Source organism: Sphingopyxis sp. (assembly GCF_036261875.1).
In the GTDB taxonomy this organism is placed as follows: Bacteria; Pseudomonadota; Alphaproteobacteria; order Sphingomonadales; family Sphingomonadaceae; genus Sphingopyxis.
In genome coordinates this window covers 1-20,732 of sequence record NZ_DATAJZ010000010.1, presented here as the reverse complement: position 1 = coordinate 20,732, position 20,732 = coordinate 1, and the positions used below count along the sequence as shown (strand labels likewise).

The following is a 20,732-nucleotide window of genomic DNA, read 5'->3' as shown; positions in this document are numbered from 1 at the left end:
CTCATCCAGCGCCCGCCGGGCGCCGCCCCTGAATCGAATGGACTTCCCACGCATGACCGCTGCCGTTCCCGTCATTTCCATGTCGCTCCCCGCCGAGCAGTTCGCGCACGACTTCGGCGCCTCGTTCGAGCGCTTCGGCTTCGCGATGATCACCGATCATGGCATCGACCCCGCGCTGATCGACGATGCCTGGACGAAGGCGAAGGCCTTCTTCGCGCTGCCCGAGGAGGCGAAGCGCGCTTATCATATACCCGGCGGCGGAGGCGCGCGCGGCTATACGCCGTTCGGGACCGAGATCGCCAAGGGCGCGAAGGAGGTCGACCTCAAGGAATTCTGGCACGTCGGCCGCGACCTGCCCGAAGGCCATCGGCTCGCCGCGCAGCAGCCGAACAACGTCTGGCCCGCCGAAGTCGACGGCTTCCGCGCCGTCTATGATAAGCTCTTCGCCGAATTCGACCGCGTCGGCGGCCGGCTCCTGTCCGGGATCGCGCGCTACCTCGGCCTCGCGCCCGATTTCTTCGACGACACGGTTGCCGACGGCAACAGCGTGATGCGCCTGCTCCATTATCCGCCGGTCGCGGGCCCCGCGAAGGGCATTCGCGCCGAGGCGCATGAGGACATCAACACGATCACGCTCCTCCTGGGCGCCGAGGAAGCGGGGCTCGAAATCCTCGACAAGGACGGATCGTGGCTTCCGGTCAGCCCGCCGCCGGGCGCGATGGCGGTCAATGTCGGCGACATGCTCCAGCGGCTGACCAACAACCGCCTCCCCTCGACCACCCACCGCGTCCGCAACCCCGACGCGGGCCGCGCCAGCGTCGCGCGCTATTCGATGCCCTTCTTCCTGCATTTCCGCTCGGATTATCCGATTCGGACGCTGGAAAGCTGCATCGATGCGTCGCACCCGAATCTCTACCCGACACCGATCACCGCCGACGACTATCTGCAGGAGCGGCTGCGCGAGATCGGGCTGAAGACATGATGCGCAAGGCCGCCGGTGTGTTCGCGCTCGCGGCGAGCCTCGGCGGGTCGCTGACCCCCGCCCTGGCGGCGCCGGAACCGCGCGGCCTGCCCTGGAGCGCGCCCGCGACGACCAGGGTGGTGACCGAGGATCGCCGGTTTGCCAGCGGCGATGCGGAGCTTTCGGGAACCCTCTATCTCCCCGTCAGCGGCAAGCCCGTGGCAGCGGTGGTCGTGACGCACAGCGCCTCGTCGCCGCTGCGGTCCGCCTCCCTCTACGATCATCTCAAAACGATCCTACCCACGCTGGGTATTGCCGTCTTCACCTATGACCGGCGCGGATCGGGTGCGTCGGGCAAACAGGATGCCGGGGGCGACTTTACGATCCTGGCCGACGACGCGGTCGCGGCCGTAAGGCATCTGAAAACCGATCCGCGCATCGATCCGCGGCGTATCGGGACGTGGGGGCTGAGCCAGGGCGGCTGGATTTCGCCGCTCGCCGCATCGCGAAGCCCCGATATCGCCTTTGTCGTCGCCGTGTCGGCGCCGGTCGTGACCGCCGACGTGCAGATGATCTTCTCCTCGACGAACCATCTGAAGGCCAACGGCTATTCGCAGGCCGACGTCGACCAGATGGTCGCGGCGCGAAAGGCCGTCGACGATTATATGCGCGGCTCCGTGAGCCGAACCGAGGCGCAGGCGAAGCTCGACGGGATCAAGACCAAGCCGTGGTTCAAATATCTCTACATGGGCGAAACCTTTCGCGACCGCGACGTGTCGGGTTGGCGCAAGGAGATTGAAAATGATCCGCTGGTGAATCTGAAGGCGGTCACCGTGCCGACCCTCGTCCTCTATGGCGCCGATGATGCCGTGGTACCGGTCGCCGACTCGATGAAACGCCTGAAAGCCATCGCACCGCAAATGCCGAAGATGGAGGTGCATGTGATCGCCGGCGCCGATCACGCGATGCAAATGTCGGAAGACCTCAAGACGTCGCTCGATCCGAAGTACGACGGCACCGAGCGACCGGATTCCCCGGAATATTTTGCGCTGCTGTCGAGCTGGCTTGCGGCCCAAGGGTTCATCGGGAACTGACGCCTTCCCCTACCGTCCCTCCCAATAATCGAACACCGCCTGCTGCTGCTCGCGGATGAAGCGCGCCGCCGCGGCGCCCTCCCACGGGCCGTCGTAGCCTAGGAGCAGCGCGGTGCCACCGACCCACCAGCCCTGCCCCGGCAGCCGGTCGCTCTCGCGCACCACCAGCACCGCGAGGTCGGGCTCGCCATCGAGCGCGCAGAGGCGGTCAACCTCGGCCAGCGTCCGGCACACCGCGCGCATCTTGGGCCGGGTGAAACGGAAGCCGAGGTCGCCCAGCAGCTCGGAGTAGCTGACGCTCCGCCCCTCGCGCGCCGCCGCGGTCAGGATCGCGCGGATGCGCGGCGCATCGCCGAGCGCCGAAACGTCGGCGGCGGTTTCGGGCGCGCCTAGCCCCTGGTCTTTGGCGGCCATGGAATAAATCCCGAAGTGCGCCGGACATAGTCGGCATAGGCGGGGCGCGTCTTGTGCAGCCCCTTTTCGAGCAGGGCCTTGCCCGACCAGCGCGTGAGCGTGAAGGTGAGGAAGACGGGCCCCGCAACGCTCGCCAGCGCGACCCACGGGCCAAGGTCGGCAGCGATCAGCCACAGCCCCCACCAGGTCAGCGTATCGCCGAAATAATTGGGATGCCGCGTATAGCGCCAGAGACCGGTGTCGAGCACCTTGCCCTTGTTCGCTGGGTCGGCGCGAAAGCGGGCGAGCTGCGCGTCGCCGATGCTCTCGAACGCGATTCCGATCAGCGCCGCCGCAGCACCGATCCAACCGATGAGGCCGATGGCGGACGCCGTGTTCGCCGCACTCGCCCAGATGCCGACCTGCACGGGAAGGCAGGTGAGGAAGAGCAGCGGCGCCTGCATCAGGAACACCATCACCAGCGCCGAACGCGGCCAACTCCAGCCGCGCTGCTTCATGACGCCGCCGAGGATCTTCTGATAGCGCGGATCCTCGCCCTCGGCCCGCCAGCGCCGGAACAGATGGATCGCGAGGCGCAGTCCCCACAGGGTCGAGAGGCCCAGCAGCAGCAGACCATGCGGCGCGCCGACTCCGACCTGCAAGACGCTTGCCCAAGCCAAGAGCACCATGCCGAACGCCCAGAAGGCATCGATGAACGACACGTCGCGGATGCGAACGGCGACCCCCCACAGGATCAGCACCACCGCGATCAACGCCGCGAAATTCAGCCCCAGCATCGCCAGCGCATCGCTCATCCGCGCGCTCCTTCCTCCTCCGTCCCCACGATGTCGTCGATCGAACGGACCGCGCGTTCGGGGAATTTGGGAATACAGTTTTTATAGACGTCGAACACCTTCATCATGTCGGCGCGAAAATCGCCCGTCGGCCAGATCAGCGGCCCGAGCCCGCCGGTCTTGGTCCCATAATCCATCAGCCCGACGACCATCGGCACCTTCGCCGCCAGCGCGATCTGATAAAAGCCGGTGCGCCATTTCCGTGCCTTGCCGCGCGTTCCCTCGGGCGCGACGGTCAGCATGAATTCGGCGCGGCGCGCGAACTCGTCCACCATCTGCTGCACCGCGTTGCTCGCATGGGCGCGGTCGACCGGCACCCCGCCCATCTGGCGCATGAAACCGCCGATCGGCCAGCGGAACAGCGACAGCTTGCCCATGAAATGCGGCCGCACCCCCAGGTCAGCGGTGAGCCCCAGATAGTTGACGAAATCCCAGTTGCTCGTGTGCGGCGCGGCGATGATGATGAAGCGCCGCGGTTCGGGCACCTCGCCCACTGCCTTCCAGCCGCGCATCCGATAGAGCAGCAACAGCAAGCGCCGCACGGCGCGCGCCACCAGTCCCGGCGGATCGTCTGCGATAGCGGTCAAAATCGTCTCCCCTTCGCAGCACTTGCGCGAAAGCCCGCGGGGGCGCAAGCGGCTTGCGGCCCGCTCCGCTTTCTGCTCCTTAGCTTTCTCAGCTTTCAGGAAGAGGGGAGAGACGATGAGGAAGGCGACCGCGCTGCTGGCGTCCGCGCTGATGATGGCGACGCCGGGTCTGGCTGAGGAGGCGCCGCGTCCCGACCAGCTCGCTTTCCGCGACCTCTATAAGGAGCTGGTCGAGACCAACACGACGCTCTCGTCGGGAAGCTGCACCCTCGCCGCCGAGCGCATGGCGGCGCGGCTCAAGGCCGCGGGTTTCGCCGACGGCCAGCTCACTTTGTTCGCGACCCCCGAACATCCGAAGGAAGGCGGCCTCGTCGCCGTCTATCCCGGCACGGCGAAGCGCGCGAAGCCGATCCTGCTGATCGCGCATATCGACGTCGTCGAGGCGAAGCGCGCGGATTGGGAGCGCGACCCGTTCACGATGGTCGAGGAGAATGGCTATTTCTATGGCCGCGGCACTGCCGACGACAAAGCGCAGGCGGCGGTCTGGATCGACACGCTGATCCGCTTCAAGCAGGAAGGCTATAAGCCCAAACGCACGGTCAAGGTCGCGCTGACCTGCGGCGAGGAGACCAACGGCGCGTTCAACGGCGCCGAATGGCTCGCCGCGAACAAGCGTGACCTGATCGATGCCGAATTCGCCCTCAACGAAGGCGGCGGCGGCGACAGTGACGGAAAGGGCAAGGTGCTCGGCCAGTCGGTGCAGGTCGGCGAGAAGACCTTCGCCAATTTCCGCCTCGAAACCCGCAACCCCGGCGGCCACAGCTCGGCGCCGGTTCCCGCCAACGCGATCTATCAGCTCGCCGCCGCGCTGGGAAAGATCGCCGCCTATGACTTCCCGCTCGAGATGACCGACACGACGCGGCGCTTCTTCACCGAAGCCGGGGCGGCGCGCGGCGACGAGACCGGCCGCGCGATGGCCGCGCTCGCGAAGAACCCTGCCGACAAGGCGGCGGAGGCGATCGTCAACAAGGACCCCTTCCTGCACAGCAATCTGCGCACGACCTGCGTCGCGACGTTGCTCGACGGCGGGCACGCGGCGAACGCGCTGCCGCAGCGCGCCGGGGCGAACATCAATTGCCGTATCTTTCCGGGGCACAGCATCGAATCGATCCGCGACGAACTGGCGACGTTGATCGGCGATTCGGGCGTCACCGTCACCCAGCTACCGCCCAAGCGCCCCGCCCCGCCCGCGCCGCCGCTCGACCCCAAGGTGATCGGGCCGATGCAGACGCTGGTCGACAAATATTGGCCGGGGCTGAAGGTCGTTCCCGCGATGGCGAACGGCTATACCGACGCGACCTTCCTCGGCGCGGTCGGCATCCCGACCTATGGCATCCCCGGCATGTGGGGCGACCCCGACGGCAATGGCGCGCACGGCCTCAACGAACGCATGGAGGTGCGGTCGGTCTATGTCGGGCGCGACTATATGTACGATCTGGTGAAGGCTTACGCAGGGAAGCCCTGAACGCCGTCTCTAATCCGTCATTGCGACCCCGGCGAAAGCCGGGGGAAGCAATCTCCAGCCCTCGGCGTTGCGCAACGCCGAGGGCTGGAGATTGCCGCGTCGCTTCGCTCCTCGCAATGACGAGGCGTATTACCCCACGAACGCGCGCTCGATCACGAAGTCGCCGGGCGCGGCGTTCGAGCCCTCCTTGAAGCCGAGCGACAGGAAGCGGGCCTGCAGATCGCGGATCATCGCCATGCTGCCGCACATCATGATGCGATCGGTCGCGGGGTCGAACTCGCCGGGGCCGGTCAGCGGATGGCCGAACAAGCGGCCATTGTCGATCAGCGCATCGATGCGCCCCTCGATACGGAAGGGCTCGCGCGTCACCGTCGGCAGATAATGGAATTGCAGCAGCGCCTGATCCTGCACCAGCGGATCGCCCGCGAGCTGGCTTTCGAGCTCCTCGCGGAACGCAAGGTCGCTGACCTGCCGGACGCAATGGACGATCACGACCTGGCTGAAGCGGTCATAGATGTCGGGATCGCGCGCCAGGCTGAGAAAGGGCGCGAGGCCGGTGCCGGTCGAGAGCAGGAATAGCCGCTTGCCCGGCAGCAGCGCATCGGCGACGAGCGTCCCGGTCGGCTTGCGGCCAAGGTAGATGGGGTCGCCCGGCGCGATCTTCTGCAGGCGCGAGGTCAGCGGGCCGTCGGGCACCTTGATCGACAGAAATTCGATCTCGTCCGACCAGGCGGGGCTCGCGATCGAATAGGCGCGCAGCAGCGGCCGTCCTTCGCCGCCCGGCAACCCGATCATCACGAACTCACCCGAACGGAAGCGAAAGCTCGGCGGGCGGGTGATCGAGAAGCTGAACAGATGCTCGTTCCAGTGGCGCACCCGCAGCACGTCCTCGACGGTCAGCGAGGCGGAGGGGGCCAGTTTGGCGGCTGCGGCAATACGATCACTCATCACTTTGGACTTTCCTGATGCTTCATGGCGCCGGCCGTGAGGACCGACAGGTGGAATCCCGCGAAGGCCAGTCTTTCGATCGCCGCGCACATCGCATGGGCGACCGGTCCGACGCTGGAATTGCCGACGAGCAGGGCGAGGGTGGTACGGGCGGCAGCCCCGTCCTCCAGCGAAAAATCGCGCCAGAGTCCAAGCAGAATTGCTTCATGCTCTGAAATCTGGACACAGGGCATCGGCGCCAGCTCGATCGGCGCGGACGCTCCGGTGGCGAGGAGCGCCATCGCGACATGGAAATCGGGAAGCGCCGCCAGTGCGCCCGTATCGGCAAAGCCGCGGCGCAGCGCCGACGGCGGACAGGCGCCGCGCGTCGCGGCATGGGCCCAACCGCGCATCGCCCATAAAAGGAAGCGGCCGCTGTTGGTCAGGCTTTCGACCGGCCGGTCGACAAGGGCGTACATGCTATTCTCCGTGCAGGATGCCGCGCGCTTATATGTTATTGCAAGTCATTTGCAATTATGCCATGATGAAAATCTGCACGAAAGGAACCGCATGAGCGTCATCGACAGCATCGCCGCGCTCGAAGCGGTGGTCGGCAAGCCGCCGCCCGCGATCAACCTGAAGGTGATCGATCATGTCGATGCGACCGCGCGGCGCTGGCTCGCCGCATCGCCGCTGATGTTCGCAGGGATCGGCGACGGCGCCTCGATCGCGATCACCATCGGCGGCGGCGAACCAGGCTTTGCCAGCGCCGATGCCGCGACGCTGTCGGTGCCGCTCGACCTGATCGACGATATTGCTCCGTTCCGGGCGGGCGCGGGGTTCAGTTCGCTGTTCCTGCTGCCCGGCATCGGCGAGACGCTGCGCATCAACGGCCGGGTCGCGGACATCGACGGCGGCATCGCGCGGATCGCGGTCGAGGAATGCTATGTTCATTGCGCCAAGGCGCTGATCCGCTCCGACTTCTGGTCGGCAGAGCCACTGGCCGCCGCGCCCGGCGAGGTCGCCGCTTTCGTCGCGGCGAGCCGCTTCATGGCGCTGGCGACCGTCGACCCGCAGGGACACGCCGACCTCAGCCCCAAGGGCGACCCGGCGGGATGCATGGCGCGGCTGGCGGACGGCGCGCTCTGGTTTCCCGACCGCCCCGGCAACCGCCGCACCGACAGCTTCCGCAACATCATCGCCCAGCCGCGCATCGCCGCGGCGCTGCTGCTGCCCGGCGCGTCCGCCGTCGCGGTGCTGACCGGCACCGCGTCGCCAACCAGCGACGAAGCGGCGCGCGCGCCCTTCACGGTGCAGGGCAAGACGCCGCTGCTCGTCACCGCGGTGCAGGGCCTCGCCATCACGCTCCGGCCCAGCGCCGCGCTGGCCCGCGCCCGGCTCTGGCCCGCCGCACCCGCGCTCGCCGACATCAAGCCGGCGAAGATGTTCGCGGAGCATCTGCGGCTCAACAAGGACAAGGGACTCGGCGCCCGCATCGCCAGCGCCGCGGTATCGATCCCCGGCCTGATGCAGAAGGCGCTCGACAAGGATTACAAGGACAATCTCTATTAGGACGCGCCAAGCGAACCCCCGTCCGTCATCGCCCTTTGCCATGTGACGTCGCGCTTGCTATCGGCTCCGGGCAATGGCGAGTACTTCCGACGACCTTCCCCCTTCCGAGCCCCCAAAATCCCCGGGCGACGGCATCGATACCCCGTTCGACAGCGCGCTGTCCGAACGCTATCTCGTCTATGCGCTCTCGACGATCACCGCGCGGTCGCTGCCCGATCTTCGCGACGGGCTGAAGCCCGTTCACCGCCGCCTGTTGTGGGCGATGCGGGCGATGCGGCTCGACCCGAGCCAAGGCTACAAGAAGTCGGCGCGCGTCGTCGGCGACGTCATCGGCAAATTCCACCCGCACGGCGACACCGCGGTCTATGACGCGATGGTCCGCCTCGCGCAGGATTTCTCGCTCCGCTATCCGCTCGTCGACGGCCAGGGCAATTTCGGTAATATCGACGGCGATAATGCCGCGGCCTACCGCTATACCGAGGCGCGGCTGACGCGCGTCGCGATCGACCTGATGCAGGGGCTCGACGAGGGCACCGTCGATTTCAAGCCGACCTATAATGGCGAGGACGAAGAGCCCGAGATCATGCCGGGCCTGTTCCCGAACCTGCTCGCCAACGGCGCGAGCGGGATCGCGGTCGGCATGGCGACGAACATTCCGCCGCACAACGCCGCCGAGGTGATCGACGCCGCGCTGCTGCTGATCGAAAATCCGAAGGCCGAGCTCGCCGACCTGCTCGAGCATGTCAAAGGCCCCGACTTTCCGACCGGCGGCATCATCGTCGACAGCCCTGAAACCATCGCCCATGCCTATGAAACCGGCCGCGGCGGCTTCCGCGTCCGCGCGCGCTTCTCGACCGGCAAGGCGGCCGACGGAGCATGGGAAGACACCGGCATCGAAAAGCAGCCAGGCGGCACCTGGCAGCTCGTCGTCAGCGAAATCCCCTATGGCGTCGCCAAGGGCAAGCTGATCGAACAGATCGCCCAGCTCATCGCCGACAAGAAACTGCCGATCCTCGAGGATGTCCGCGACGAAAGCGCCGAAGATCTGCGCATCGTGCTGGTGCCGAAGAGCCGCAACGTCGACCCCGACATCCTCAAGGAAAGCCTCTACCGGCTGACCGAACTCGAAAGCCGCTTCGCGCTCAATCTGAACGTCCTCGACGCGACGCGGACGCCGAAGGTGATGGGGCTGCACCAGCTTCTCACCGAATGGCTCGAGCATCAGATCGTCGTGCTGGTCCGCCGCTCGAAGCATCGCATCGGCAAGATCGACGACCGGCTCGAACTCGTCGGCGGTTATTTGATCGCCTTCCTCAACCTCGACCGGATCATCGAGATCATCCGCACCGAGGATGAACCCAAGCCGGTGATGATGGCCGAATTCCTGCTCACCGACCGCCAGGCCGAAGCGATCCTCAACATGCGCCTGCGCAGTTTGCGCAAGCTCGAGGAAATGGAATTGAAGCGCGAGCAGGACGCGCTGACCGCCGAGCGCGAGGAACTGGTCAAGCTGGTCGAAAGCCCGGCGCGCCAGCGCACGCGGCTGAAGCGCGACCTCGGCGCGCTCCGCGCCGTCTACGGCCCCGACACCGCATTGGGCGCGCGCCGCACGACGCTGGCCGAGGCGGCGCCGGCGCGCGACATTCCGCTCGATGCGATGATCGAGAAGGAGCCGGTGACGGTGATCCTCTCGAAGCGCGGCTGGATTCGCGCCCAGCGCGGCCATGTCGCGCCCGACCAGTGGGGCGAGTTCAAGTTCAAGGAAGGCGACGACCTCGCCTTCGCGACGCACGCACAGACGACCGACAAGCTGCTCGTCGCCGCAAGCGACGGGCGTTTCTACACCGTCGGCGCCGACAAACTGCCCGGCGGGCGCGGCTTCGGCGAACCGCTGCGGCTGATGGTCGACATCGATCCCGATGCGCGCATCGTCGCGCTGATCCCGGCGAGCGCCGAGGGGCGCCTGCTCCTCGCGTCGAGCAGCGGCCACGGCTTCATCGCCCAGATGGCCGACGCCGTCGCCGAAACGCGCAAGGGCCGGGGCGTCGTCAACCTGAAGCCGAAAGCGCAGCTTCTTGTCGTCCGCCCGATCGCGCCGGCCGACGACAGCATCGCGGTGGTGGGCGAGAACCGCAAGCTCGTGGTCTTTCCGATCACCGAAATGCCGGTGATGGCGCGGGGACAGGGAGTAACGTTGCAGAAGTATCGCGACGGCGGTCTGTCCGATGCGATCAGCTTCGTTTTCGCCGAGGGACTGAGCTGGACGATGGGCGGCGACACCGGCCGCACCCGCACCGAAAGTGATCTCGGCCCCTGGCGCGTCGCGCGCAGCGCATCGGGGCGGATGCCGCCCACGGGCTTCCCGCGGAACAACCGCTTCGACTGATCGCATTTACCTGTTGCCGTAAATCCCTTCTTTACTTCCGCTCCTTTAGGCAACGACCAATGGGGAAAGGTCGCTTAAAACCCACTCTTATGCCTATCGATAGAACCGGCGAAGACCGGCCATCCTTGTTCGTCGGCTGGATCGACGCCCTACCCGTTCCGGCGGCGCTGATCCGCCCGCTGTCGCGCGGCAACTTCAGCCTGCACGCGAGCAATGCCGCGTTCGACAAGCTCGATCTGTCACCCGCCGGCGTGAACGCTCCCATCGAGCTGCGCCGCGCGATCGAACGCGCGCCGCAGGAAGTCGGCGGCGCGCAGGAATTTTCGTGCCGCCTCGGCAAGGGCGTCGCGGCGCGCGACCTGCGCGGCTCGATCGGCCCGCTTCCCGGCGAAGACGGCGACACCGGCCTGTTCCTGCTGACGCTGATCGACCGCACGCAGGAAATGATGACCGAGCGCAATTTGCGCCGCGAACTCGTCTCCGACAGCCTGACCGGCCTGCCCAACCGCGCCGGCTTCGAAGAACTCGTCGAGCAGCGCAGCGATGGCGAGGCGAGCGGCGACCACGCGATCCTTCTGCTCGACCTCGCGCGCTTTTCGCGCATCAACGAACATATCGGTCCGATGGCGGGCGACGAACTGATCATCACCGTCGCGCGCCGGCTGAAATCGAGCCTGCGCAGCGGCGACATATTGGCGCGCACCGGCGGCGACGAATTCGCCATCTCGTCGCGCGTCCCCGGCGGCAAGGCCGACGTGCGCGAGATGGCGCGCCGCATCCGCGGCTGCTTCGACCATCCGTTCCGCATCGGCGAACTGAAGGTCAGCGTCGATTGCGCGATCGGCTGCGCGATCCAGCCCGGCATCGACACCGACATCGCCGACCAGATCCGCCACGCGCAGATCGCGCTGAAGCGCGCCAAGCGCACCGACCGCATCGAAATCTACGAGCCCGAGGCGGCGATCCTGTCCGACAATCGCTTCGGCCTCGAAACCGAGCTGCGGAGCGCGATCGAGGAGGATCGGCTCCACCTCGAATTTCAGCCGCTGGTCGAGCTCGCAACCGGCACCGTCGCGGGGTTCGAGGCGCTCGCGCGCTGGAACACCAGCGACGGGCTGTCGATCCCGCCGACCGAGTTCATTCCCATCGCCGAGGATTCGGGACTCATCGTCCCGCTCGGCCAATGGGCGATCGGCAAGGCGGCGGCGACGCTCGCCGACTGGGACCGGGCGAACGGCGGCCAGTCGGTCGATTGCTATATCTCGGTCAACGTCTCGGCGATCCAGCTCGTGCGCGACGATGTCGCGGCGGTGGTGCGCGACGCGCTCGCCGCCAATGCGATCGGCGGCGAGCGGCTGATGATCGAGCTCACCGAAAGCGCGATCATCGGCGATCCCGACCTCGCGCTGTCGGTGCTCAGCGAATTGAAAGCGCTCGAAGCACGCGTCGCGATGGACGATTTCGGCACCGGCTATTCGAACCTCGCCTATCTCCAGCGCCTGCCGCTCGACGTGCTCAAGATCGACCGCAGCTTCGTCGATCATATGGTCGAGGATCGCGACAAGGCGGCAATCGTCCGCACGATCCAGAGCCTGGCCGAGGTGCTGGGGATGCGGACGACGGCGGAAGGCGTCGAGACTGCCGACCAGGCACGGTTGCTTTCGGCGCTCGGCTGCGACTTCGGGCAGGGCTTCCTGTTCGCACGGCCGATGGAGGCCGAAGCGGCGCTCACCTATTGGCGCGGGGCGCTGGAGCGGCCGATCATCTGATCGACGATGGCGCCGACGCGCACGGCATCGGGATAATCCTCCGCGACCCATTGCGCCTCGACCGCGCGCAGGATGCGGGCGACCTCTGGGCCCGCGGTCACGCCGCGCGCGATGATATCGCCGCCCTTGACCGGCAGCAGCGGCACCTCCCAACCGTTCAGTGCGGCGACTGCTGCTCCAGCGTCGGACGGGTTCGCCGCGAACAGCCAGGCGTCGCGCGCCGCCTCGACCCCGATGCCGTGGGCAAGCTGACGCGCGGGGCTTGGCGCCCCGCGATGCGCCGCGACCGCGCCCAGATGCTTGCGTTGCCGCGTCGACAGCCGGAGCCGGCTCGCGACCTGTTCGGCGGGAACGGCATCGGCGGGGAGCAGCGCGACGAGGCGGCGCAGCGGCGCGGGATCGATCGCAGCGGCGGCCTCGTTGGCGAGCAGCCGGTCGAGCGTGCCGGCAAAACCGTCGTCGAGTTCGGGCAGGATGACCGCGAAGATGCCGTCGGCCGCCATCTGCCCCGCGATGGCGCGCGGGTCGGGCAGCGATACTATCTTCAGCAGTTCGTCGGCGACGCGCTCGCGCGACAGGCTCTTGAGCGACTGGCGCGCCGCGACGACGGCGGCGTGGCTGGCGGCTTCCAGTTGGCCGCCGCCGAAGCGCGCCGCGAAGCGGTAGAAACGGAGGATGCGCAGATGATCCTCGGCGATGCGCGTCGCCGCATCGCCGATGAAGCGCACGCACCCGGCTTCCAGGTCGGCGATGCCACCGAACCAGTCGTCGACCGCGCCGCTATCGGGGTCGGCGTAGAGCGCGTTGATCGTGAAGTCGCGTCGCGCCGCATCCTCGCGCCAGTCGTCGGCGAAAGCGATCGTCGCGCGGCGCCCGTCGGTGGCGACGTCGCGGCGCAGCGTCGTGATCTCGTGCCGCTCACCGCTGGCGATCGCGGTGACGGTGCCGTGCGCGATGCCGGTCGGGATCACTTTGACGTCGGCGGCCTCGAGGCGCGCCGTTACCTCCAGCGGCAGCAGCGGCGTCGCAAGGTCGATGTCGGTCACGGCAAGCCTGAGCAGCGTGTCGCGCACCGCGCCGCCGACGACCTTGACCGCACCGCCGTCGGCGCGCAGCGCCGCGACGATCCGCCGTAGGCCGGGCGCGCGTCTCCATTCGGCCTCGGGCAGCACCGTCATCGATGCCAGCCCGGCGGCAGCCGCCGCGCGAGGTTGATGATGATATCGGCCGTCACGCCCCAGATCCGTCGTCCCTGCCAGTCCATGTCGTAATAATGGCGGTCCTGCCCCTGCCAATTGGCATGGTGCAACTGATAATTTCCGGGGTCGAACAATATGTCGAGCGGCACCTCGAACCACGCCTCGACCTCGTCGGGATTGGGGTCGAGCGGCAGGTCGGGCGGGATCACGCCGAGCACGGGAGTGATGTGATAGCCGCTGCCCGAACGATAGGCGTCGGTCGGCCCCGCGATCGCCACGTCGCGGCGGTGGAGCCCGATCTCTTCCTCGGCCTCGCGCAGCGCTGCATCGACGACGTCGCGGTCGCCGGGATCGACCTTGCCGCCCGGAAAGGCGACCTGCCCCGCGTGGCTGCGCAGCCATTGCGGCCGCTGGGTCAGGATCACGCCGGGGTCGGGCCGATCGGTGAAGGCGATCAGCACCGCGGCATCGCGCAGGCTCTGACCGTGGAGCAGATACCCCTCGTCCGATCCGGAATCGGGGAGCAGATTGTCGAGCGCGACGCGCAATTTCTCCGACAGCATCAGGCGTCCACCAGCGGAAAGCGCGCGCCGTTCGACCAGATCGCGGGCGGTTCCGCGCCCTCGGCCAGCGCCATCTCGACGATCTCGTAATAAAGCGCGCGGTCGATCCGCGCTTCGAGTCCGTTACCGATCACGCCGCGCACATGCAGACGCGGGTCGGGATCATCGGGGTCGCGGCCGAAACGCAGCGGGTGATCGGCGCCCGCCATCACCAGATCGTCGGTGTCGAGCCGAAAGACGAGCTTACGCATTTGCCCTTCGCCCTCGCTCTTCATCTCGACCGCGCGGAACGGCATATCCTCGACCGCGATGCTGAGCTTTTCGGCGGGAGTGACGAGGACATGGCCGCCGTCGGGCTCGCGCCGCAGGATCGTCGAGAAGAGCCTGACCATCGCGGGCCGGTTGATGCGCCCGCCCTCATGATACCAACTCCCGTCGGCGCGAATCTCCATCGCGCTGTCGCCGCTGCGTTCGGGGTGCCATTGCTCGACCGGGGGCAGTTGGCGCGCCGCGAGCAGTTCGGCAGCTTCGGCGAGCGAGAGCTGCGAAAAATCCTTGGGAAGCGAAGGCGCGGGATTGACCATGGAACCGACATAGGGGGATAGGCGATCGGTGCAACCCATGCCGTCGTCATTGCGAGCCCGGCATAGCCGGGCGCGGCAATCCAGAGCGCCGTAAACCATGGGCGGCTTTGGCACGCTCTGGATTGCTTCGTCGCTATGCTCCTCGCAATGACGAAGAAGTGGACTCAGCGCGGCCCGATCGTCCCCGCCGCGACCGGCAGCGCGTGCCCGTTCACCACCCGCGCCAGCAGGCGCTGCCGCTCGAACGGTCCCGGCAAATCCCACGCCCCCGTCGCCTCGGCGGTGAAATCGAAGAAGCGGCCGTAATATTCGGGATCGCCGATCATCATCAGCGCGCTGTCGGCCCTGGTCTCCGCCGCCGTCAGCATATGCGCCATCAGCGCGCGGCCATGCCCGCCGCGCTGGACGTCGGGACGCACCGCGACCGGGCCGACCATCACCAGCGGCGTCGCCGTGCCATCGGCGGCGCGATGCGCGACCGGCCAGCACTGGATCGTGCCGATCAGCTCGCTAGCTTCAACGAGCGCGAAGCTGAGGTCGGGCACCGCATCCACACCTTCGCGGATGCGATAGGCGGTTCGTCCAAAGCGGTCCGTCCCGAAAGCGGCGTCGAGGAGAGCCTCGACCGCCTGCGGCTCGATATCGGACAATGGAAGTAACTCGACCAACGCGCACCCTTTCGCTAATGCGGCGGCGCTTTAGGGTCCGGGGTCGGCGATGAAAAGCCGAATATCGGTCTCGCCGAACAGGAATGTCTTGTGACCGATACATTGTGGCTGGAAGTGGACGGGCTGACCGTCCAGGTGCTCACCGGCATCTACTCCGAAGAAACGCACCTGCCGCAGCCGCTGCGCATCTCGGTGCGCGCAAAGCTGGCGATCGCCGATCATTATGATCCGACGACCCCGCTCAGCCGCTCGAAGAATTACATGCACCTCAAATTCGCGGCGACCGACGGCATCCCCAAGGATGTCCATTTCGTGCTGATCGAAAGCGTCGCCGACCATATCATCGACACCCTCTTCCTGCAGGACGACAAGGTCGAGGAGATCGAGGTCAAGATCGTCAAGCTGGCGATCGCCGAGGAAGGCGAGGAGATCGGGATCACGATGCGGCGCGCTCGGAAATGACGCAAAAGCTGGCGCTGGTCACCGGCGGTCTCCACCGCGTCGGCGCCGCCATCGCGGCGCGGCTCGCGCGCGAGGGCTATGCGCTGGCGCTGCACAAGCGGAGCGAGGCGGCCGCCGATCCGGTGCTGGCGGAGGCGCTCGCCGAAACCGGAGCGGAGCACCGCAGCTTCGCCGCCGACCTCGCCGATCCGGCCGCGGTCGATGCGCTGATCCCGGCGGTGACCGAAGCCTTCGGCCGCGCCCCCGACCTGCTCGTCAACAACGCCGCCTTGTTCGCCGAGGGCGAATGGCCCGACCTGTCGGCGGCGGCGCTCGCCGAGATGATGCAGGTCAACCTGTCGGCGCCGGTGATGCTCGCCAAAGCGCTCGTCGCGGCGAGTGACGGCGCGCGGCCGGCGATCGTCAACATCGTCGACCAGCGCGTCGCGCAGCCGGTCCCCGACCAGATCGCCTACAGCCTGTCGAAATCGGCGCTGTGGCAGGCGACCGCGACGCTCGCGGTCGCCTTCGGAAACCGCGCGCGCGTCAACGCCGTCGCGCCGGGGCTGACGATGGCGACCGACGATTATTCGGACGCACAGGTCGAGCGGCTGGCGAAGCTTATGCCGCTCGGCGCGCTGCCGACGCCCGCACAGATCGCCGACGCGGTCGTCTATCTGGCGCACGCCGAGGCGGTGACGGGGCAGACGATCTTCGTCGACGGCGGCGCGCATCTGGCGCCGATGGGACGCGATTTCGTGGCGCTGGAGCGCGATTGACCTTTCACAGCCATCGTCTTTCGTCGCCCTCTTCCGCATCCGCCCCGTCGCCCGGAACCGTCAATCCGGCGTGTCCATAATATGGATGTGGTCGATCACTTGGGGTGGACTCCCGAACGGGTTCATGCAAGCTTATGCCGTGGTCGCGTTGTAAAGACCGCGAGGTGCGCCTTGGATAATATAAATGGCGAGTGCATGGTTGACTCGGAACCCGTTCGATTGGGGAGAGACCTCTGTAGTTGCGACTCAGAGCGCGAAAACTATGACCGCTTCCTGAACGAGCATGTTTATAAATGCTCATCATACACGAGCACTCTAAAGGAAAATGGCTATCCGATAGAAGACTGCCCCGCGAATACCTATGTTATGATAATTCGCGGAAGTTCTATAGGACACACGATATACCTTCGCTGTAATTGTGGGCTGCAGGAAAATATTTCCTGTTATGAACATCTCTAATCCGGTTGGTTTCGACTTCCGGCGGAGGCCCGGGGTGGCGACGATGCGAAAGGGTCGTCGTTCCCCGTAACAAGCCACCCTTCCGATCAATGGATATGCACCGCCTTGGTCACCAGATAGCCATCCAGCCCCTCGGGCCCGCTTTCGCTGCCGAAGCCCGATTCCTTGATCCCGCCGAACGGCATGTCGCTCGCCGAGATGACGAAGCTGTTGATCCCGACCATCCCGCTTTCGATGCCGTCGGCGACGCGGTTGATGCGGCGGCCGTTCTCGGTGAAGGCAAAGGCCGCGAGTCCGTAGGGCAGCCGGTTCGCCTGCTCGAGCGCCTCTTCCTCGGTGCCGAACGGGCGGATCAACGCCATCGGGCCGAAGGGTTCGTTGTTCATCGCATCGGCGTCGAGCGGCACATCGGCGAGCGCGGTCGGCTGAAAGAAATAGCCGGTGCCGGTCGCCTCGCCGCCCGCGATGACCCGCGCGCCCTTCGCGGTCGCATCGGCGATCATCGCCTCCAAAGCGGGCGCGCGGCGGGCGTTGGCGAGCGGCCCCATCTGGGTGTCGGGGTCGAGCCCGCTGCCGACACGAACCTTTTTCGTGCGCTCGGCAAAGCCCGTGACAAAGGCGTCGTAGATGCCCTGCTGGACATAGAAGCGCGTCGGCGACACGCAGACCTGCCCCGCGTTGCGAAACTTCTGCGCGACGACGCGGTCGAGCGTGGCTTCCAGGTCGCAATCGTCGAAGATCAGAACCGGCGCGTGGCCGCCGAGTTCCATCGTGATCCGCTGCACGCGGTCGGCAGCGAGCTTCATCAGATGCTTGCCGACCGCGGTCGAGCCGGTGAAGCTGACCTTGCGGATCACGTCGCTGCCGAGCAGATGGCGGCTGATCATGTCGGGATTGCCGTAGACGAGTTGCACGGCGTCACCGGGGATTCCCGCATCGGCGATGCAGCGCATGATCGCGCTGGTGCAGCCCGGCGTCTCCTCGGGCGCCTTGGCGATCACGACGCAGCCCGCGGCGAGCGCGGGGGCGATCTTCTTGACCATCAGATTGACCGGGAAATTCCAGGGGCTGAACGCCGCGACCGGACCGACCGGCTGTTTCAGCACCATCGACCGCTGGCCGGCGGGACGCTGGACGACACGCCCGGTGATGCGCTTCCCCTCTTCGGCGAAATAGGCGAAGAGCGTCGCCGCCGACAGCACCTCGCCGCGCGCCTCGGCAATCGGCTTGCCCTGTTCGAGGGTCAGCAGGGTCGCGATATGATCGGCGCGTTCGCGGATCAGCCCCGCCGCCTTGTGCATCAGCGCCGCGCGCTCGTCGGGGGTCTTCGCACGCCACACCGGCCAACCGCGCGCCGCGGCGGCGAGCGCTTCGTCGAGGTCGGCCGCGGTCGCAACCGGCAGTTCGGCGATCGTGGCCGCGGTCGCGGGATTGAACACCGGCCGTTCCTCGCGCCCCTCGCCGCTCCGCCAGGCTCCGTTGATGAAAAGCTGGAGGTCGGCGTCGTAGGTCGCGGTCATGGGCGGGGCTCCGTTCTGGTCATAGTCATTGCGAGGAGCGAAGCGACGAAGCAATCTCCAGCCATCGGCCTCATTCGACCCGATGGCTGGAGATTGCTTCGCTTCGCTCGCAATGACGGGTGCGATATAGGAACGCCTCAGCGATAGTTAAAGCTGATACTAATCCGCTCGCCCTTTCCGGCGTTGGGCATGACTTCGTGCCGCAGCCAGCTTTCCCACAGGAAAACGCGCCCCGCCGCCGGTTCGGCATAGACGAAGGGCTGCAGATGCTCGGGCGCGTCGCCGGTGCGGCCGGGCGCGGCCATCAGCATCGGCAGGCGCGGATCCTCCAGCTTCAAGGCGCCCGATCCCGGCGGAACCGCGACGTAGAAGGTGCCCGACACGATGCTGTGCGGGTGGATATGCCCGCTGTGAGCGCCGCCGGGCTTCAGGATGTTGACCCACAGGCTGTCGAGCTTCAGCGGCTTCGCGAGGTCGAAATGGCACGCCTTGGCGAAGGCCTTCACCTGCTTGTCGAGCAGGCGCTTCAGATCATGAAACGCCGGATCGCGCTCGGGCAGGTCGCCGAGGCTCGCATAGCTGGTGTACCCCTTATAGCCATGCTCGCGGCTCCACGCGCGCCCCGCGCGGTCTTCTTCGGCGAACAGGCGGCAGCTTTCCTCCAGCTCTTCGAGCAGTTCGGGCGTGCCGATGTCGGCCTCGTAAAAATGTGTGGCGAAGAGCGTGCGAACGGGCATGATGGGCGCAAAGCATAGGACGCGGACAAGAGCAAGGAATACACCGCCATCGTCACCCCGGACTTGATCCGGGGTCCCGCTAAGCAGCGGGACAAGCGGGACCCCGGATCAAGTCCGGGGTGACGAAAAAGGAAACGGACAATGGAGAGGGAGAGGATATGGCCGAGTTTGAACTGATTGCCGACGGATTGCGCTTCCCCGAGGCGCCGGTGGTGATGGACGACGGCAGCGTCATCGTCGTCGAGATCGAGCAGGGGCGGATCACGCGCTGCTGGCCCGGCGGCCGAAAAGAAGTCGTCGCAACTCCCGGCGGCGGTCCCAACGGGCTCGCGATCGGTCCCGACGGCAAGCTCTATTGCTGCAACAACGGCGGCTTCCACTATGTCGAGGCGAACGGCTATCTCGCCCCGCACGGCATCGCGAGCGATTATTCAGGCGGGCGGATCGAGCGCATCGACCTCGACACCGGCGAAGTCGAAGTGCTGTACAAGTCGGGCGACAATGGCGTGATCCTGCGCGGCCCGAACGACATCATGTTCGATACGCACGGCGGCTTCTGGTTCACCGATCACGGCAAGGTCGATTATGCCAAGCGCGCCCACGACATCGTCGGCATCTTCTATGCCAAGGCCGACGGCAGCTTCATCGAGGAAGTGATCTTCCCGTCGAACAACCCGAACGGCGTCGGCCTGTCGCCCGACGGCAACACGCTCTATGCCGCCGAGACTTACACCTGCCGGCTGATGAAGTTCAACATCATCGCCCCCGGCAAGGTCGACGACGCCGCGGGCCCCGGCGGCCCCGGCATCCCGCTCTATCGCCCCGCGGGCTATAAATTCTTCGATAGCCTCGCGATGGAGGCGAACGGCAATATCTGCGTCGCGACGATCGGCGAATGCGGCATCAGCGTCGTCTCGCCTGCGGGCGAACTGGTCGAATTCGTCGCAACCGACGATATCTTCACCACGAACATCGCTTTTGGCGGCGAAGACATGCGCGACGCCTATCTGACCCTGTCGGGCAGCGGGCGGCTGGTGAAGACGCGTTGGGCGCGGCCGGGGCTGAAGCTGCAATATTGACGAGGGGCATCAGGGGATCATGCACCGCGAAACCCACGCCGTGGCGCGCATCGGCTGGCTGCGCGCCGCGATCCTTGGCGCCAACGACGGGATCGTCTCGACCGCCAGCCTCATCGCGGGGGTCGCGGCGGCGGGCGCGGAACAGGCGTCGATCCTCGTCACCGGCACCGCGGGGCTCGTCGCCGGGGCGATGTCGATGGCGGCGGGCGAATATGTCTCGGTCAGTTCGCAGCGCGACGCGGAGAAAGCCGACATCGCGACCGAAAAGCACGAACTGGCGAATGATCCCGACCATGAACTGGAAGAGCTGACCCAAATCTATCAGCGGCGCGGGCTCGACCGCCCGCTCGCCGAACAGGTCGCGCAGGCGCTGACCGACCATAATGCGCTCGACAGCCATTTGCGCGACGAACTCGGCCTGACGCACGAAGCGCGGGCGCGGCCGGTTCAGGCGGCGGCGGCTTCGGCGGCGAGCTTTTCGGTCGGCGCCGCGTTGCCGCTCGCGACGCTGTTCGTCGATCGCGGCGGCTCGTTGCCGTGGACGGTTTCAGCCGCGTCGCTGGTCTTCCTCGCGCTGCTCGGCGCGCTCGGCGCCTGGGCGGGCAATGCGCCGATGCTCCGTCCGGTCGTGCGTG

The 20,732-nt window shown here is 66.8% G+C and carries 21 protein-coding genes; 10 read left to right on the top strand and 11 right to left on the bottom strand.

The genetic code is table 11. The annotated features are described in order from the left end of the window. The first annotated feature begins 52 nt into the window (after positions 1–52). On the top strand, positions 53–982 hold the full coding sequence (locus VHO04_RS05245) for an isopenicillin N synthase family dioxygenase (protein ID WP_329627318.1): 930 nt from the start codon (positions 53–55) through the stop codon (positions 980–982). Further along, positions 979–2,055 (top strand): alpha/beta hydrolase family protein, encoded by a 1,077-nt coding sequence (locus tag VHO04_RS05240; RefSeq protein WP_329627317.1) that lies wholly within the window; start codon positions 979–981, stop codon positions 2,053–2,055. Before VHO04_RS05245 ends, VHO04_RS05240 begins: the two co-directional genes overlap by 4 nt. A gap of 9 nt (positions 2,056–2,064) precedes the next feature. Here the strand turns inward: VHO04_RS05240 and VHO04_RS05235 are convergent, their stop codons facing one another. The 3 genes from VHO04_RS05235 to VHO04_RS05225 are packed head-to-tail and all read right to left on the bottom strand — an operon-like array spanning position 2,065 to position 3,889. Continuing rightward, a complete protein-coding gene (locus tag VHO04_RS05235; RefSeq protein ID WP_329627316.1) occupies positions 2,065–2,469 on the bottom strand; it encodes a ribose-phosphate pyrophosphokinase in 405 nt (134 codons plus the stop codon). Continuing rightward, positions 2,445–3,263, bottom strand: a complete 819-nt coding sequence (locus VHO04_RS05230) for a DUF1295 domain-containing protein (protein ID WP_329627315.1) — start codon at positions 3,261–3,263, stop codon at positions 2,445–2,447. Before VHO04_RS05230 ends, VHO04_RS05235 begins: the two co-directional genes overlap by 25 nt. Continuing rightward, complete coding sequence (locus VHO04_RS05225; RefSeq protein ID WP_329627314.1) at positions 3,260–3,889, bottom strand: lysophospholipid acyltransferase family protein; 630 nt, start codon at positions 3,887–3,889, stop codon at positions 3,260–3,262. The genes VHO04_RS05230 and VHO04_RS05225 overlap by 4 nt, the downstream gene beginning before the upstream one ends. Positions 3,890–4,004: 115 nt before the next feature. Between VHO04_RS05225 and VHO04_RS05220 the strand changes: the two genes are divergently transcribed. Continuing rightward, positions 4,005–5,414: a M20/M25/M40 family metallo-hydrolase gene (locus VHO04_RS05220; RefSeq protein WP_329627313.1), complete on the top strand. Its 1,410-nt coding sequence runs from the start codon at positions 4,005–4,007 to the stop codon at positions 5,412–5,414. A gap of 129 nt (positions 5,415–5,543) precedes the next feature. Here the strand turns inward: VHO04_RS05220 and VHO04_RS05215 are convergent, their stop codons facing one another. Together VHO04_RS05215 and VHO04_RS05210 are read right to left on the bottom strand one after the other, a co-directional pair. Further along, complete coding sequence (locus tag VHO04_RS05215) at positions 5,544–6,362, bottom strand: ferredoxin--NADP reductase (protein ID WP_329627312.1); 819 nt, start codon at positions 6,360–6,362, stop codon at positions 5,544–5,546. Further along, positions 6,362–6,820 carry a hypothetical protein gene (locus tag VHO04_RS05210; protein WP_329627311.1) on the bottom strand — a complete coding sequence of 153 codons (459 nt, stop codon included), beginning with the start codon at positions 6,818–6,820 and terminating at the stop codon, positions 6,362–6,364. Before VHO04_RS05210 ends, VHO04_RS05215 begins: the two co-directional genes overlap by 1 nt. Positions 6,821–6,911: 91 nt before the next feature. Between VHO04_RS05210 and VHO04_RS05205 the strand changes: the two genes are divergently transcribed. The 3 genes from VHO04_RS05205 (at position 6,912) to VHO04_RS05195 (ending at position 12,068) form a co-directional block, all read left to right on the top strand. Further along, a complete protein-coding gene (locus VHO04_RS05205; RefSeq protein ID WP_329627310.1) occupies positions 6,912–7,913 on the top strand; it encodes a pyridoxamine 5'-phosphate oxidase family protein in 1,002 nt (333 codons plus the stop codon). Between the two features lie 73 nt (positions 7,914–7,986). Then, on the top strand, positions 7,987–10,299 hold the full coding sequence (gene parC, locus VHO04_RS05200; RefSeq protein ID WP_329627309.1) for a DNA topoisomerase IV subunit A: 2,313 nt from the start codon (positions 7,987–7,989) through the stop codon (positions 10,297–10,299). 89 nt (positions 10,300–10,388) lie between these two features. Further along, on the top strand, positions 10,389–12,068 hold the full coding sequence (locus VHO04_RS05195) for a putative bifunctional diguanylate cyclase/phosphodiesterase (protein ID WP_257547938.1): 1,680 nt from the start codon (positions 10,389–10,391) through the stop codon (positions 12,066–12,068). Here VHO04_RS05195 and VHO04_RS05190 read toward each other — a convergent pair. From VHO04_RS05190 to VHO04_RS05175, 4 genes are all read right to left on the bottom strand, one after another. Continuing rightward, positions 12,032–13,246 (bottom strand): CCA tRNA nucleotidyltransferase, encoded by a 1,215-nt coding sequence (locus tag VHO04_RS05190; RefSeq protein WP_329627308.1) that lies wholly within the window; start codon positions 13,244–13,246, stop codon positions 12,032–12,034. The two genes, VHO04_RS05195 and VHO04_RS05190, sit on opposite strands and share 37 nt — an antisense overlap. After that, complete coding sequence (locus VHO04_RS05185) at positions 13,243–13,830, bottom strand: CoA pyrophosphatase (protein WP_329627307.1); 588 nt, start codon at positions 13,828–13,830, stop codon at positions 13,243–13,245. Before VHO04_RS05185 ends, VHO04_RS05190 begins: the two co-directional genes overlap by 4 nt. After that, a complete protein-coding gene (locus VHO04_RS05180; RefSeq protein WP_329627541.1) occupies positions 13,830–14,414 on the bottom strand; it encodes a DUF1285 domain-containing protein in 585 nt (194 codons plus the stop codon). Before VHO04_RS05180 ends, VHO04_RS05185 begins: the two co-directional genes overlap by 1 nt. 164 nt (positions 14,415–14,578) lie before the next feature. Next, positions 14,579–15,064, bottom strand: coding sequence for an N-acetyltransferase (locus VHO04_RS05175; protein WP_329627306.1), 486 nt, complete (start codon positions 15,062–15,064; stop codon positions 14,579–14,581). Between the two features lie 108 nt (positions 15,065–15,172). On the opposite strand from VHO04_RS05175, the gene VHO04_RS05170 reads away from it, so the two are divergent. After that, a complete protein-coding gene (locus tag VHO04_RS05170) occupies positions 15,173–15,544 on the top strand; it encodes a dihydroneopterin aldolase (RefSeq protein WP_329627305.1) in 372 nt (123 codons plus the stop codon). Beyond that, a complete protein-coding gene (locus VHO04_RS05165) occupies positions 15,541–16,302 on the top strand; it encodes an SDR family oxidoreductase (protein ID WP_329627304.1) in 762 nt (253 codons plus the stop codon). Before VHO04_RS05170 ends, VHO04_RS05165 begins: the two co-directional genes overlap by 4 nt. A gap of 545 nt (positions 16,303–16,847) precedes the next feature. Here the strand turns inward: VHO04_RS05165 and VHO04_RS05160 are convergent. Both VHO04_RS05160 and VHO04_RS05155 read right to left on the bottom strand, forming a co-directional pair. Then, complete coding sequence (locus VHO04_RS05160; protein WP_329627303.1) at positions 16,848–18,281, bottom strand: NAD-dependent succinate-semialdehyde dehydrogenase; 1,434 nt, start codon at positions 18,279–18,281, stop codon at positions 16,848–16,850. Positions 18,282–18,418: 137 nt separating this feature from the next. Next, positions 18,419–19,018 (bottom strand): TIGR02466 family protein, encoded by a 600-nt coding sequence (locus VHO04_RS05155; RefSeq protein ID WP_329627302.1) that lies wholly within the window; start codon positions 19,016–19,018, stop codon positions 18,419–18,421. A 158-nt stretch (positions 19,019–19,176) separates the two neighbouring features. Between VHO04_RS05155 and VHO04_RS05150 the strand changes: the two genes are divergently transcribed. Further along, a complete protein-coding gene (locus VHO04_RS05150) occupies positions 19,177–20,097 on the top strand; it encodes an SMP-30/gluconolactonase/LRE family protein (RefSeq protein WP_329627301.1) in 921 nt (306 codons plus the stop codon). Between the two features lie 19 nt (positions 20,098–20,116). Further along, a partial coding sequence (locus VHO04_RS05145) for a VIT family protein (RefSeq protein ID WP_329627300.1) occupies positions 20,117–20,732 on the top strand: 616 nt, incomplete at its 3' end.